At 33.1% G+C, this 15643-nt stretch carries 12 protein-coding genes; 11 read left to right on the top strand and 1 reads right to left on the bottom strand.

Annotation, left to right across the window (positions count from 1 at the left end; genetic code table 11):
• Window positions 1–12: 12 nt before the first annotated feature.
• A complete protein-coding gene (gene ppdK, locus CLMAG_RS25905) occupies window positions 13–2646 on the bottom strand; it encodes a pyruvate, phosphate dikinase (RefSeq protein WP_066629686.1) in 2634 nt (877 codons plus the stop codon).
• A 314-nt stretch (window positions 2647–2960) separates the two neighbouring features.
• On the opposite strand from ppdK, the gene CLMAG_RS25900 reads away from it, so the two are divergent.
• The 11 genes from CLMAG_RS25900 to CLMAG_RS25850 all read left to right on the top strand — a co-directional run bounded on the left by CLMAG_RS25900 (window position 2961) and on the right by CLMAG_RS25850 (window position 15582).
• A complete protein-coding gene (locus tag CLMAG_RS25900) occupies window positions 2961–3530 on the top strand; it encodes a nitroreductase family protein (protein WP_242873142.1) in 570 nt (189 codons plus the stop codon).
• A 103-nt stretch (window positions 3531–3633) separates the two neighbouring features.
• Window positions 3634–4197: a GDSL-type esterase/lipase family protein gene (locus tag CLMAG_RS25895; RefSeq protein WP_066629683.1), complete on the top strand. Its 564-nt coding sequence runs from the start codon at window positions 3634–3636 to the stop codon at window positions 4195–4197.
• 147 nt (window positions 4198–4344) lie between these two features.
• Window positions 4345–5541, top strand: coding sequence for a methyl-accepting chemotaxis protein (locus CLMAG_RS25890; RefSeq protein WP_066629680.1), 1197 nt, complete (start codon window positions 4345–4347; stop codon window positions 5539–5541).
• Window positions 5542–5755: 214 nt separating this feature from the next.
• Window positions 5756–6361, top strand: coding sequence for a hypothetical protein (locus tag CLMAG_RS25885; RefSeq protein ID WP_066629671.1), 606 nt, complete (start codon window positions 5756–5758; stop codon window positions 6359–6361).
• 294 nt (window positions 6362–6655) lie between these two features.
• The gene (locus CLMAG_RS25880) at window positions 6656–7618 is read left to right on the top strand and encodes a thiamine pyrophosphate-dependent dehydrogenase E1 component subunit alpha (RefSeq protein WP_139264314.1); all 963 of its coding nucleotides are present in this window, start codon (window positions 6656–6658) and stop codon (window positions 7616–7618) included.
• Window positions 7619–7638: 20 nt separating this feature from the next.
• Window positions 7639–8619: an alpha-ketoacid dehydrogenase subunit beta gene (locus CLMAG_RS25875; RefSeq protein ID WP_066629669.1), complete on the top strand. Its 981-nt coding sequence runs from the start codon at window positions 7639–7641 to the stop codon at window positions 8617–8619.
• 13 nt (window positions 8620–8632) lie between these two features.
• The gene (locus CLMAG_RS25870; protein WP_066629667.1) at window positions 8633–10009 is read left to right on the top strand and encodes a dihydrolipoamide acetyltransferase family protein; all 1377 of its coding nucleotides are present in this window, start codon (window positions 8633–8635) and stop codon (window positions 10007–10009) included.
• A gap of 94 nt (window positions 10010–10103) precedes the next feature.
• Entirely contained in the window at window positions 10104–11822 is a 1719-nt protein-coding gene (lpdA, locus tag CLMAG_RS25865) for a dihydrolipoyl dehydrogenase (RefSeq protein WP_066629664.1), read from the top strand.
• A 324-nt stretch (window positions 11823–12146) separates the two neighbouring features.
• On the top strand, window positions 12147–13007 hold the full coding sequence (lipA, locus tag CLMAG_RS25860) for a lipoyl synthase (RefSeq protein WP_066629661.1): 861 nt from the start codon (window positions 12147–12149) through the stop codon (window positions 13005–13007).
• Window positions 13008–13347: 340 nt separating this feature from the next.
• Complete coding sequence (locus CLMAG_RS25855; RefSeq protein WP_066629657.1) at window positions 13348–14193, top strand: MBL fold metallo-hydrolase; 846 nt, start codon at window positions 13348–13350, stop codon at window positions 14191–14193.
• A gap of 153 nt (window positions 14194–14346) precedes the next feature.
• Complete coding sequence (locus tag CLMAG_RS25850) at window positions 14347–15582, top strand: NAD(P)-dependent malic enzyme (RefSeq protein ID WP_066629938.1); 1236 nt, start codon at window positions 14347–14349, stop codon at window positions 15580–15582.
• Window positions 15583–15643: the final 61 nt, after the last annotated feature.

The raw sequence follows: 15643 nt of genomic DNA, 5'->3' as shown, positions 1-15643 counted from the left end.
TATATTCTTTACTTATTTTCTACAGTTTTTAACCTGAGCCTGTGCAGCAGCAAGTCTTGCTACTGGAACTCTAAATGGTGAACAGGATACGTAATCTAATCCAACATTATGACAGAATTCTATAGAAGATGGATCTCCGCCATGCTCTCCACATATTCCAAGATGAATATCTGGTCTTGTTTGTTTTCCAAGCTCTGCTGCCATCTTAACAAGTTTACCTACTCCTACCTGGTCTAATTTTTGGAATGGATCAAATTGATATATTTTATTGTTATAGTAGTCCTCTAAGAACTTACCCGCATCATCCCTAGAGAAACCAAAGGTCATTTGAGTTAAATCATTTGTTCCAAAGGAAAAGAATTCAGCTTCCTTAGCTATTTCATCTGCTGTAAGAGCTGCTCTTGGTATTTCTATCATAGTACCTACTAAATATTTTAAGTCTATCCCCTCTTTAGCAATTACTTCTTCAGCAATTGTCACAACTATATTTTTTACAAACTTTAATTCCTTTACTTCTCCAACAAGAGGGATCATTATCTCTGGCACTATATTGTAACCTTTTCTCTTTTTAACATCTATAGCCGCTTCTATTACAGCTCTAGTCTGCATCTCTGCTATCTCTGGATATGACACAGGAAGACGGCATCCTCTATGTCCCATCATTGGATTAAATTCATGTAAAGATTCAACAGTTGCCTTTAACTCTTCAAAATTTAATTCCATTTCTTCAGCTAAATCTCTTATATCTTCATCCACTTGTGGTAAAAATTCATGTAGTGGTGGGTCTAGCAGTCTTATAGTTACCGGTCTATCCTCCATAGCCTCATAAATTCCGATAAAGTCTTCTCTCTGCATTGGGAGTAATTTATCTAATGCCTTTCTTCTCTGAAATTCTGTCTTTGAAACTATCATCTCTCTAACTGCTGGTATTCTCTCTTCATCAAAGAACATATGCTCAGTTCTGCAAAGTCCTATACCTTCTGCACCAAACTTAACAGCATGCTCAGCATCTCTTGGTGTATCAGCATTAGTTCTAACCTTTAACTTTCTTATTTCATCCGCCCAGACCATAAATGCTTTAAAATGTCCGCCTATTTCATTCTCAGTAGTTTTAATAGCTTGCCCATAAACATTTCCTGTACTACCATCTAAGGATATATAATCTCCCTCTTTATATAACTTTCCACTTAACTTAAAAGTCTTAGCTTCCTCATCTATTTTCAAATCAGCACATCCAGCTATACAACAAGTTCCCATTCCTCTAGCAACAACTGCAGCATGGGAAGTCATTCCTCCTCTTGCTGTAAGTATACCTTCAGCAGCTACCATACCCTCTATATCCTCTGGTGATGTTTCAAGTCTTACTAATATTACCTTTTCACCTTGCTCGTGGTGATCCTTTGCCGTCTCTGCAGTAAAATAAACTTTTCCGCAAGCAGCACCTGGTGAAGCTGGAAGGCCCTTTGCGATAACCTCAGTATTTTCTAATTCTTTTTGATCAAAGCTTGGGTGTAATAACGAGTCTAACTGCTTAGGATCAACTTTTAATATTGCTTCTTCCTTTGTAATAAGACCTTCTTCCACTAAGTCAACAGCAATCTTTAGTGCAGCCTGAGCTGTTCTTTTGCCATTTCTTGTTTGCAAGAAATATAGTTTTCCCTGCTCAATAGTAAACTCCATATCCTGCATATCTTTATAGTGCTTTTCTAATTTTTCTGATATTTCCATAAACTGTTTATAGCACTGTGGTAAGTCCTGCTCTAATCTTGATATTGGATGAGGTGTTCTTATACCAGCAACAACATCTTCTCCCTGTGCATTTATTAAATATTCACCAAATATAAGGTTTTCTCCAGTAGCAGGATTTCTTGTAAATGCAACTCCAGTTCCTGAAGTTTCTCCCATATTACCAAATACCATTGATTGAACGTTAACTGCAGTTCCCCATTCTCTTGGAATGTCATTTAATCTTCTGTAAACTATAGCTCTTGGATTGTCCCAAGATCTAAATACAGCGGTTATTGCTTCTAGCAGCTGTTCCTTTGGGTCCTGAGGAAAATCCTTTCCCATTTCTTGCTGATATAAATCCTTATATTTCTTAACAACTTCTTTCAAATCAGATGAAGTCAATTCATTATCAAATTTAGCTCCTTTAACAGTTTTAACTTCATCAAGAATATCTTCGAACTTTCTCTTTTCAATTCCCATAACAACATCAGAGAACATTTGAATAAATCTTCTATATGAGTCATACGCAAATCTCTCATTGTTAGTTAACTTGGTTAGTCCTTCTACAGTTTCATCATTTAGTCCTAGGTTTAATATAGTATCCATCATACCTGGCATTGAAACTCTAGCTCCAGATCTTACTGAAACAAGCAAAGGGTTGTCAACGCCACCAAACTTTTTACCAGTCATTTCTTCAACCTTAATCAGTGCTTCATAAATCTGAGTTATTGCTTCTTCAGATAACTTTTTGCCATCTTCGTAGTATCTTGTGCAAGCTTCAGTAGATAAAGTAAACCCTTCTGGAACAGGTATTCCTAAATTCATCATCTCAGCAAGATTAGCCCCTTTTCCGCCGAGTAAGTTTTTCATATTTGCATTTCCTTCGTTGAAAAGATATACGTATTTTTTAGTTTCCATATGAATGTTACGCCCCCTTATTTAAATATATTGATACTCAAATTTTTGTTATGTAATTTATTATGTAGCGTATACTAAATAATAAAAATACTCTAAATAAAATATGTGGCAAAGATATCTTTTTAAAACTCTATTTCTAAACATATGTTTAAGAAAAATATTTCTGATTAATCCTATGATTTCAGTTGAATTGGCTTGACACTAAAATAATATAGGATTATTATTAAAATAACACATAATCGATTATATATAAAGTATTATTTTGATAATAGCTAAATTTTAATATTTTAAGTAAACTAAGGTAGAGGAGAGAAATGTTAAAGATGAATGTGAAGGAATGTATTAGTAATAAACGTAGTGTAAGAGCATACACAGAACAAGAGATATCAGATGAGGTGATTAATGAACTTATTAATCTTGGTACAAAAGCATCTACAGGTTCTAATCATCAGCCTTGGGGTTTTGTTGTAATTAAGAATAAAGATGAAATTCAGGCTTTATCAGAAGAAACTAAAACTTATTTATTAAAAAATCTTGAACAATATCCTTACCTACAACAGTACAAAAGCTGGCTTACTAACCCAAAATTCAGCGTATTTAATCATGCCAACTGTCTTATAATTGTATATGGTGATACTAGTTCTCATTGGTATGTTTATGATTGTACACTTGCAGCAGGAAATATTATGCTTTCTGCACACGATATGGGGTTAGGAACATGTTGGATAGGTTTTGCAGAGCATGTTTGCAATGCACCGGAATTTAAAGAAAAGTATAATGTCCCAGAAAACTTTGAACTTGTCTGTCCTATGTCAATAGGATATATGAAAACAAAGATGTATCCTCCTGTAAGAAAAGAGCCAAATATTTTTTGGTGCAGGTAAATAAATATATTAAGTTTTCATGTTAACAATATTTTCATCGTATAGTACCATTAATTCATTTTATAAGGAAAGAATTATTAGAGATTATAGGAGGGGAAGAAGCTTGAAAATAGTATGTATTGGTGATAGCTTAACTCATGGGTATAAAGTTAAAAGTTCGGAAGTTTGGACAAGTTTAGTTCAAGATAAATGTAGATTTGAGTTGTTAAATAAAGGGGTTATTGGAGATACAACTGGAGGTATGTTAGCGAGATTTGAAAAAGATGTTATAGGAAATAAACCCTCTCATGTCATTATAATGGGAGGGACAAATGATCTTATTATGGAAGTTCCACTAGGTGTTATTCTTTCGAATCTTACAGCTATGACTCATCAAGCCCGTGCGAATAAAATAAAACCTATTATTGGAATACAATTATTATTAGAACCAACAATAGCTCAAAAGCATTGGCAAGGAGTAGCAAATTTTTATAGAGTTAATGAAGAGATAACTGAACTGAGAAAGCGAATTGCAGGATTTGGAAATGCATTTGATGTTCAGATTATTGATTTTTATGCTGAATTTAATAGACATATTACATTAGAAAATAAACTTGATTTTTATATAGACGGCTTGCATCCTACAATTAAGGGCAATGAAATTATGGCAAATACAGTAAGAATATAAAATAGAGATAATTGTGGAAAAAACTGCAGTTAACTAATAAATTTAAATTCTAACAGTTATAAAAAATATAAACGTATTTATCTTAAAAATTATTAAATAAAATAACTTGAGTTAGTGAAAATAATATTAGAAATTCTGGAGGTTTCTATGATATTTAGAAGAAGAACTAATGTTAAAAACAGTGATAGTAAAACTAATAATGAGGTTGACGGCTTGATTTTAGAAACTAGAAGGATGTTAGAACTGTTACAAAGTGGTAATTCAAAGACTAGAGGTGAAATTAAGGATGCTAAGTCTGAAGAAGTAATTAATAATATTAATAAAATGCTGGATATAATGCAAGATTCAATTGAAACTATTGATAAACAGCATGAAGTGACAATTAATACACTAAATGATAATTTACGAGAAATGCAAGCTGAAAATCAAAAATTAAAGGAGCGATTGGAATTTGCAAATAAGGTAGCTAAAATTGGTTTATGGGAAATAAATATTATTAATGGTGATGCAATGAATGAAAATAACACTGTTAATTGGACTAGTGAATTTCGTAATCTTCTGGGATTCTCTGATGAAGATGATTTTCCAAATGTTCAAAGTAGCTGGAGTAGCAGAATTCATCCTGATGCGGTAAAACTTGTTACAGAACTATATACAAAGCATGTAAATGATCCTTCTGGCAGTACACCATATAGCATACCATATAAACTTAGGTTAAAAAATGGAGAATATAGGTGGTTTCATTCAGAAGCTCATACAATTAGGGATAAAGCAGGTGTTCCTATAAAAGTTGTTGGTTCTATAAGAGATATTTCAAGCGAAAGAATTAAGGAAGAATTAGAAAATGAACTTGCAAATAAAATAACGGATTTTTCGCAATCTATGAAAGAATTAGTTGCAAGTATTGAAAGTATAACTACAACTGCCCAAGACTTAGCTAAGTATCAAGCAGACACAATGAAGGTATCACAAAAAATGAGATCTAGTACTGATGAAACACGAAAAATAACTGAATTCATTAAAAATCTATCAAATCAGACTAATTTATTAGGACTTAATGCATCTATTGAAGCAGCCCGAAGCGGAAAAGAAGGTCTTGGGTTTAATGTTGTGGCTACTGAGATTCGTAAATTATCTACAAGTAGCTCCAATGCAGTTGGTCAAATTGACAATAGTATCAAGGATATGAGTGAATTAATTGAAAAAATCACCATAAACGTTGAAAATATTAATGATATAACACAGACTCAGGCATCATCTACAGAGGAGATAAGTGCTTGTGTGGAGGAACTAAACATTAAAGCTGAAGACTTACTACATCTTGCAACAAAAATAGTAATATAAATATATTTTTGTATCTACTTTAGAGTAAATACAAAATATTGCATACTATTATAAACGATTATGAGTAATCGTTTAGTATCACGGGGTTTCTAAGTTTGAACTTAAATTTATATGCGTTAGAAGTATTGAAATTACCAAGTTTCAATTAATGTACAGTTTAAGTTTTCGGTTAGAAACCCTATTGTTTAAAACTAAAATAAATTGGGGGATAAATATGTCTTATCTAAAGAATATATTTAGTGTATCAAATGAAGAAACTGGTGATATAAATTCTGTATTTCTGATGGAAGATCATAAATTTTTAGTTGAAGAAGTCAAAGATGGAAAAAGGAATTGCTCTATTTATTCAAGCTTGGAAAATTATATAAAATCTTTAACTATACATAGGTGGATTGTTCAGAAAATAGATAAAGAACAATTAAAAAATCTAAAGAAAATTATTAAAACTCATGAACCTTTTGTTTTTAATAGTAGTTTTATGAAAAATGGCATGGTATATGTAGATATATTGTATAACTTTGATAAATTTGAGATTGAGTATGACTATGAGTTTAATGAGTATAGCATTGTTGGTGGATTTAAATTAAATGATGGATTAATGAAGATACTAATCCATCTATCACAAATAGAAATCTCCAATAAAACAAGGTATTACTATTGTAAACGTTGTGGTGATAAGTTCGTAAGTAAAAAGTTTGTAGATGATACCAAATGTATCTTATGTCCAAATAAGTGTGGTAACAATGGATTGATAGATATATCAAATGAGGAGGAAAGAGATAGCTATTTAAAAAGAGAATTTAAATTAGAAGTTTGTTAATCATTAAACAATTCAAAATTGTCCAATATTTAGCTTTACAGCAAAGTCAAACTATGATAACATTATATACATAATCGATTATATATAATAGTTTATTTGTACAATGTTATCATTTGATTAGCTGTACAGCATGCCCATATACATTTTAGAAAGATCCTAATATTGTTTAATTGATTTTATGTGCTTAAAAATCAAAAAAAAGTTTTTTGGTGAAATCGATTTGAGCAGAATTGTCGATTAAAGACTTAAGGATTTTTCAAAACATTAAAATAATATGAATTAGAGGTGTGTATTATGATAGATAAAGAACGTATGCTATGGATTTATAAGAAAATGCATGAAATCAGGAAATTTGAACTTAAGGCTGTGGAATTATTTGAAGCCGATAAACTAAGGGGTTCAGTACATTTATATGTTGGTGAAGAAGCTGTTGCTGCTACAGTTTGTTCCTCATTAAGAGATATAGATTATATTACAAGTACACATAGAGGTCATGGGCACTGCATTGCAAAAGGAGCTGAACTTGCACCAGCTTTAGCAGAACTTATGGGTAAAGCTACAGGTTACTGTGAAGGAAGAGGCGGATCTATGCATATTGCAGATGTTACAAAAGGTAATCTTGGAGCAAATGCTATAGTTGGTGGAGGGATCCCAATTGCAGTAGGAGGAGCTCTTGCTGCTAAATTGAAAGGAACAGATCAAGTTGCAGTAACTTTCTTTGGTGATGGTGCTTCAAATGAGGGAACTGCTCATGAAGCAATGAATCTTGCGTCTGTTTGGAAGTTACCAGTAATATTTGTTTGTGAAAACAACGGATATGGTATATCTGTACCACAGTGGCAAAGTACTTCAGTTGAGGATATAAGCGTTAGAAGTGTTGGTTACAATATGCCTGGTTACACTGTTGATGGAAACGATGTACTTGCAATTAATGAAGTTATGAATAAAGCTCTTGAAAGAGCGAAAAGTGGACAAGGACCTACTCTTATCGAATGCAAAACTTATAGATGGCTTGGTCACTGGACAGGCGATCCTCAAAGTTATAGAACTAGAGAAGAAGTTGAAGCTTGGAAGGAAAAATGTCCAATAAAGAGATTTGAAGAATATATGGTTAACAACAATATTGCAACTGCTGAGGAATTACAGAAAATTGAGAATGATGTTATTGCAGATGTTGAATATGCAGAAAAATTTGCATTAGAAAGTCCACAACCAGATACTTCTAAAGTTATGGACTATGTATTCTATGAAAATTAATGATGAAGGGCGGGGTTCAAATGACTAGAAAATCATATGTAAATGCTATTAGAGATGTATTAGCTGAAGAGATGAGACGTGATGAAAGAATTTTCATTATGGGTGAAGATATAGAAACACTTGGTGGTGTATTTGGAGCTACTAAAGGACTTGTTGATGAATTTGGTCCAGAAAGAGTGAGAAACACACCAATATCAGAAGCTGGATTTGTTGGAGCAGGCGTGGGTGCAGCTTTAGCAGGGATGAAGCCGGTAGTTGAACTTATGTATATGGATTTTACATTCGTAGCTGCAGATCAAATCCTTAATCAAGCTGCAAAGATAAGATATATGTATGGTGGAAAAGCTGAAGTGCCACTAATAATTAGAGGTCAGCAAGGAGTAGGGAGAGGTAATGCTGCTACACATTCTCAAAGTACAGAGGCAATATTTATGCATATACCAGGACTTAAAGTAGCAATGCCATCAACTCCAGCGGACGCTGCAGGGTTATTAAGAGCAGCTCTTAGAGATAATAATCCAATTATGTTCTATGAACATAAAGCGCTTTATGCAACAAAGGGGGAAGTGCCAGATGATCCGGACTTTGTAATACCTTTTGGACAGGCAAATGTAGTTAAGGAAGGTAAGGATGTAACTATAATAGCAACACATCTATATGTTAATAAATCTTTATCAGTTGCAAAAAAACTTGAAGCAGAAGGAATAAGTGTTGAAGTTATTGATCCAAGAACTCTTGTACCACTTGATACTGAAACAATTGTAAATTCAGTTAAAAAGACAGGAAGAGCAGTTGTTGTTCATGAAGCTCATAAAAATGCTGGTCCAGGAGCAGAAATTGCAGCTACGATTATGGAAGAGGCATTTAAATATTTAGATGCACCTGTATTAAGATTAGGAGCAAAATCTTGCCCTCTACCATTTAACCTTAACCTTGAAAATGCAGTAGTTCCTCAAGAAGATGATATTGAAAAGGCAGTTAAAGCTGTACTTTATAAATAGGTAGGTGATTTAAGTGGCAACAAAGGTTATAATGCCAAAACAAGGACTTCAAATGACAGAAGGAACTATAACAAGATGGATAATTGCTGAAGGTGGAAAAGTGGAAGTAGATCAGCCATTATTTGAAATGGAAACTGATAAGCTTACAATTGAAATAACAGCACCGGCATCAGGAACATTATTAAAGATTGTAAAAGGTGAAGGGGATGTTGTACCAATAACAGAAACAATAGCAGTTATTGGCGAGCCAGGAGAGGATTACTCCTCATTACTTGGAGACGCAGTACAAGCAAATATTGAACCAGCTGAAGCTTTAAAGGAAGAAGCTCAAAAGTCAGCTACTGCTGAAGTGACTGTAAGTGATAAGGTTATTAATAGAGATCCTTCAGAAAGAGTTTTTATAACTCCTAGAGCAAAAACTACAGCAGCAGAAAAAGAAATTGATTACTTAGAGATTTATGGTACAGGTCCGGAGGGACTTATTATAGAAAGAGATATACTTGCGTATATAGAAGAGGCAGCTAAAAATAAAATTAGAATATCTCCAGTTGCAGCTAAAATTGCTAAAGAAAACAATATTGATCTTTCTTTAGTTACTGGAACTGGAGTAAGCGGAAGAGTGATGAAGGAAGATGTTGAAAAATTCCTTGAAGCAAAAGCAACAGAGGTAGTTAATACAACAGAAGAGTCACTACCATCAGCTAAAACTTCAGGCAGAAAAGGTACAATAGTTCCATGTAAGGGAATGAGAAAAGTAATTTCTGATAGGATGATGGAAAGTCTCCATGGTATGGCGCAAGCAAATCATAGAATGAAAGTAGATATGACCGAAGCAATAAAATTAAGAGAGCAGCTCAAAAAGGCTGGAATCAAAGTTTCATTCAACGATATTTTGACAAAAGTGGTTTCAAAAGCTTTAATTGAGTTTCCATATATGAATTCTTCCATGGTAGAAGAAGGCATACTATTAAAAGATTATGTCAATATGGGCTTAGCGGTATCTGTTCCAAATGGATTAATTGTTCCAAATATTAAAGATGCAGATCTAATGTCATTACCTGAAATTGCAGCAGCATCTGCTGATATAATTCAAAAAGCTCTTAATGGTAAGTTAGGTCCAGATGAGTACACAAATGGAACATTCACAATATCAAATCTTGGAATGTTTGATATTGATGTATTTACAGCAATAATAAATCCTCCAGAAAGTGGAATTTTAGCAGTAGGTAAAATCGAGAAAACTCCAGTAGTTGAAGGTGATAATATAGTTATTAAACCATTGCTAACTTTGAGCTTGACATATGATCATAGGACAATTGACGGTGCATTGGCAGCTCAATTCTTACAGAGAATAAAACAACTTCTTATGAATCCTTACCTGTTATTATAACAGATGCAGCAATAATTTGTTTATTAATATGGCAGGAGTATAAGATTAAAAAGGCAGTTAGAACTGTACTTAAGAAAATAGGTGGGTGGTTTAAGTGGCAACAAAGGTTATAATGCCAAAACAAGGACTTCAAATGACAGAAGGAACTATAACAAGATGGATAATTGCTGAAGGTGGAAAAGTAGAAGTAGATCAACCATTATTTGAAATGGAAACTGATAAACTTACAATTGAAATAACAGCACCAGCATCAGGAATATTATTAAAGATTGTAAGAGAAGAAGGAGACGTTGTACCAATAACAGAAACAATTGCAGTTATTGGAGAACCAGGAGAAGATTACTCCTCACTACTTGATACAGCTACGTTGGCAGCGGTTACACAAGCTTCCGAACCGACAAAGGTGGAAGATGTAAAGGTAGAGACTAAGAAGAGTGCTAATCAGTATGACATAATTATTATTGGAGGAGGCCCAGGTGGATATCCTGCAGCTATATATGCAGCCAAAAAGAATGCAAAGGTTGCAATTGTAGAAAAAGATGAGTTTGGTGGTACTTGTTTAAATAGAGGTTGTATTCCTACGAAAACTCTTATTAAAACTGCAAGTTTATATAATGAAATTAAAGCTTGCGAACAGTTTGGTATAGAGGTTGAAGGAGTAAATATTAAGTGGGACAAGGCTTTGGCTAATAAGGACAAGGTTCTTAAAACTTTAAGAATGGGTATTTCTGGACTTCTTAAGAAAAATAAAGTAGATGTGTACAAAGGAAATGGACTCTTAGTTGATGAGAACACGGTTAAAATAGAAGGTAGTAAGGAAGAAACTATTACTGGTGACAAGATTATTATAGCATCTGGTTCTCTGCCAGTTACAATTCCAGTTCCAGGAGCTGAGCTAGAAGAAGTAATTACTAGTAATGAAGCTCTTGAATTTAAGGAGATTCCAAAGTCTATGGCTATAATAGGCGGTGGAGTAATTGGAATTGAACTAGGGTATGTATATAGATCATTAGGTACAGATGTTACAGTTATTGAAATGTTACCTGAAATATTACCAAGACAAGATTTAGATGCAATAAAAGTATTAAGAAAATCATTAGAAAAGAGCGGTATTAAGATTCTTACTGATACTAAATTAGCAGGTATAGAAAAAGACAGCAATGGACTTAAAGTAAATTACGAGACAAAGATCGGAAAAGATTGTGTAGTAGTGGAAAAGGTATTGATGTCTGTAGGAAGAAAGCCTGAGTTAGGTGTTATCAATGGGTTACCTATAGAAACTGATAGAAAGGGAATCGTTGTTGATGACTATTTAAAAACAAGTATACCAAATATATATGCAATTGGCGATGTTACAGGAAAAGTTATGTTAGCGCATGTTGCAACCCATCAAGCTATTACTGCAGTTAGGAATGCTTTAGGCCATGAAGAAAAAATGAATTATAAAGTAATTCCAGCATGCATTTATACACATCCTGAAATTGCTTCAGTAGGTCTTACTGAGGAAGAGGCTAAAGAACAGTATGGAAATATAAAGGTAGGAAAGTTTTCATTCTCAGCTTGTGGTAAGGCTATGACAATAGGTGAAACTGAAGGATTTGTAAAAATAGTATCTGATACTAAATGGAATGAGATACTTGGTGTGCATATTGTAGGACCTCATGCAACAGAATTAATTGCAGAAGGTGCACTTGCTATAAAACTTCAATGTACAGTAGAAGAACTTACGGAAACTATACATGCCCATCCAACACTTTCTGAATGCGTAATGGAAGCAAGCTTAGATGTGATTGGAGAGGCAATTCATAAATAGGTTACAAAATCATATTATGTAGATAAAATAATGATTTAATCAAAGTCATGGGCTTAAGCTACAGACTGATTATATTTTTATTATTTAATAAACTGCTAATAAATAACTAGTCAGTGTGCACATTTGACTCATATAGAACTATTAAACTTGGATTCAGCCTCCAGATAATAGTCAATTGAATTTATTCCCTTCTTTAATGCAAGTTGTATACTGCACTTTGGCTAGTTATTATTGGTTGTTTGTAGGACAAAATGTCTTTGAATATTTACCAGATATAATAAAGTAATGTATGAATTGAACTTTAAGGAATTGAGGAGAGATAAAATGCAGCAAAGGAAACCAGAATGGTTAAGAGTTAAGGTCAGAGGAGGAGAAACTTCAGGTAATGTTAATGAGGTAGAAGAGATACTAGAAAAATATTCCCTTAACACTGTATGTAGAGAGGCGAACTGTCCTAACAGAATGGAGTGTTTTAGTAATAGGACGGCTACTTTTATGATATTGGGAAAAAATTGTACGCGTAATTGTACATTTTGTAATGTTACAAAAGAAAAGCCTGAATCAGTTGATTCAAATGAACCTTATAACATAGCTAAGGTTGTAGAAAAGTTTAACTTAAAGCATACCGTTATTACAGCAGTTACAAGAGATGATTTACCAGACGGAGGAGCTGGACATTTTGCAAAGGTTATAGAAGAGATAAAAAAATTAAATAAAAGCACAACCACAGAAGTCTTAATACCAGATTTTAAGGGAGATGAGAAGGCTTTAAGAAAAGTAATTAATGCAAAGCCAGATATTATAAATCATAATGTTGAAACAGCAGCTGCCCTATATAGTAAAGTAAGACCAATGGCTGTTTATGAGAGATCATTAGAATTATTATATAGAGTTAAAAATGAGAATAAATCTATTTTAACTAAATCAGGATTTATGCTGGGACTTGGGGAAACAGAGGAAGATATACTGGGTATACTTAAAGACTTGAGAAAAATAGATTGTGATATTGTAACTATTGGTCAATATTTGGCACCATCACCAAAGCATCACCCAGTTATAGAATATGTTCACCCAGATACTTTTGAAAAGTATGGAAAGGTTGCTACCCATATGGGCTTCAAACATGTTTTTTCAGCACCATTGGTTAGAAGTTCATACCATGCAGAGAAAGTATTTAATTTATAAATCTAATTGGTGGTTAATAAAAAAAAAATAAAATCGATTATATATAAAAAATAATTGACTGTATCAAGGAACATGTTATAATTTTATTATAAAATATAATCGATTATATTTTATAATAAGGTTGTATTATTAAAGAAATAAGCTTAAAGGATAAATTCTAGATGATAGTGTCCTTGAATTATTAATGTAAAGTTGTAGATAATCCAAGCTTCCCAAGTGGTCGAAAAAAATAACATATTTAGTAAAATGCAACCGTTGTCATTAAGTGCGTATAAAGTGTTAATAATGAAAATTCAATATATTCTTTGTCCTTAAAAATTAAAAGAAAGAGGGTAATAAAGTGGAAAAGATAACAGAAAACGTGTATACAGAAACCAAAATAAGAGGATGTAATCCTAGTATCGTATTTACAAAGGAAGGTGCAGTATTTATAGACAATGCGCAATGGATCAGTACATTGTTAGAAATGATTGATTTTGCAAAAAGCAAAGGTCCAATCAAATATCTTATAAACACAGAACCACATATTGATCATATTTTTGGAAACCACTGGTTTGCGTCTGAATGTCCAGTTATTGGTCATGAAAAGATTAAAGATACTTTCTTCCTTGTTCCAGGTGAGATGGATGGATACGACTATAGTGTTGATGTTTTACAACGTCAGGATGAAAAATCACTTCATTTTATGCCATCAAGAGAGGATTATATCGTTAATATGCCACAAATCACTTTTAATGATAAAATGTCTTTTAAATTAGGGGATCACACATTTAATTTATATCATACACCAGGACATGCTGATTCACAGATAGCAGTACATGTTCCTGAGGAAAGAGTTGTATTTGTAGGTGATACTATATTCTCAGAGTGTCAAACATGGCTTCATAGTGCAAATATTGATGATTTGATTAATTCATTACACTTCCTTAAAACTTTAGATGTAGACTATATAGTTCCAGGTCATGGACCAGTAGTAACAAAAGCTTATATAGATGTTCAGCTTGCAGTAATATACAAATGGATTGGCGCAGTAGCAGATGGAATTTCAAAAGGTTGGTCGAAAGATGAATGTATTAAGAATATAAAATTCGAAGAACTTCCAGTAGATATCGGACAGGATGAAATGATGGAGTATATCCAAACAACAAATGTAATCAAATGTTATAACTACATATCTGGAAAATAGTTTTCTAGAATACGTATGGGGTGAGGCTATTTTTTCACTAGGTAGTATATATAATTTTTATTTATTATAGGAGCGTATTTAATGATAGTAAAAAAGAAATGGTTTAACTTTTTTAAGTTTAAAAGTTCAGCTAATTTAGAGGGAGTGAAAAATTTGAGTTTAAGAGAAACAGCATTGAAATTTCACAAAGATAACGAAGGTAAAATAGCCTTAGAGTGTAAAGTACCAGTAAAAACTAAAGAAGATATGACACTTGCATATACGCCAGGAGTTGCAGAACCTTGTCTAGAGATTGAAAAGAATCCAGAAACTATCTATGATTATACTTCAAAAGGGAATTGGGTAGCGGTTGTAACTAACGGAACAGCGGTACTAGGGTTAGGAGATATAGGAGCAGCAGCAGGACTTCCAGTTATGGAAGGAAAATCAGTATTATTCAAAGCCTTTGCAGGAGTAGATGCTTTTCCAATATGTCTAGAAACAAAGAGTATAGACAAGATAGTAGAGACTGTAAAGCTAATGGAGCCTACTTTTGGAGGAATAAATTTAGAAGATATAAAAGCTCCAGAATGTTTTGAGATAGAATCTAAACTTAAAGAAATAAGTAATATACCAATTTTTCATGATGATCAACACGGAACAGCAGTAGTTTCTTCAGCGTGTCTTATAAATGCATTAAAATTAGTAAATAAAAAATTTGAAGATATAACTGTTGTTATAAATGGAGCAGGAGCAGCTGGAATAGCTATCACGAAATTACTTATAAAAATGGGGACTAAAGATGTTATTTTATGTGATACAAAAGGACCTATATACAAAGATAGACCAGCAGGTATGAATAAATATAAAGATGAGATAGCAGAAGTAACAAATAAGAAACTAGTAAAAGGAACTCTAGCCGATGCACTAAAAGACGCAGATGTATTCTTAGGAGTGTCTGTAGCAAATTGTGTAACTCAGGAAATGGTTAAGTCCATGAATAGGGATTCAATTATAATGGCAATGGCAAATCCAAATCCAGAAATAATTCCAGACTTAGCTTTAGAGGCAGGAGCTAAAGTAGTATGCACAGGAAGGTCAGATTATCCAAATCAAGTTAATAATGTACTAGCTTTCCCTGGAATATTTAGAGGGGCTTTAGATGTAAGAGCAAGCGAAATAAATGATGAAATGAAAATAGCAGCGGCATATGCAATAGCTGAACTTGTAAGTGAAGATGAATTAAAGTCAGAGTACGTTATACCACAGGCATTTGATTTAAGAATAGCACCAAAGGTAGCCTACTATGTAGCTAAGGCAGCTATAGATACAGGAGTAGCAAGAAAGACACAGGTTACTCCTGAAATGGTAGAGAAGCACACTAAGGAATTGTTAGCAAAATTGAAATAGTTAAGTTATGTGGTTTTTATAGTATAAGGAATAATCAACCCAATAGCTATAAAACAACATT

The sequence above is a fragment of the Clostridium magnum DSM 2767 genome (assembly GCF_001623875.1).
GTDB lineage: Bacteria > Bacillota > Clostridia > Clostridiales > Clostridiaceae > Clostridium_AM > Clostridium_AM magnum.
This window is presented reverse-complemented; position numbering and strand designations above follow the sequence as displayed.

What these genes read in the sequence shown, in the direction of transcription:
- ppdK (WP_066629686.1), bottom strand. Translation starts at nt 2,646, where the DNA reads ATGGAAACTAAAAAATACGTATATCTTTTCAACGAAGGAAATGCAAAT.
- CLMAG_RS25900 (WP_242873142.1), top strand. Translation starts at nt 2,961, where the DNA reads ATGTTAAAGATGAATGTGAAGGAATGTATTAGTAATAAACGTAGTGTA.
- CLMAG_RS25890 (WP_066629680.1), top strand. Translation starts at nt 4,345, where the DNA reads ATGATATTTAGAAGAAGAACTAATGTTAAAAACAGTGATAGTAAAACT.
- CLMAG_RS25885 (WP_066629671.1), top strand. Translation starts at nt 5,756, where the DNA reads ATGTCTTATCTAAAGAATATATTTAGTGTATCAAATGAAGAAACTGGT.
- CLMAG_RS25880 (WP_139264314.1), top strand. Translation starts at nt 6,656, where the DNA reads ATGATAGATAAAGAACGTATGCTATGGATTTATAAGAAAATGCATGAA.
- CLMAG_RS25875 (WP_066629669.1), top strand. Translation starts at nt 7,639, where the DNA reads ATGACTAGAAAATCATATGTAAATGCTATTAGAGATGTATTAGCTGAA.
- lipA (WP_066629661.1), top strand. Translation starts at nt 12,147, where the DNA reads ATGCAGCAAAGGAAACCAGAATGGTTAAGAGTTAAGGTCAGAGGAGGA.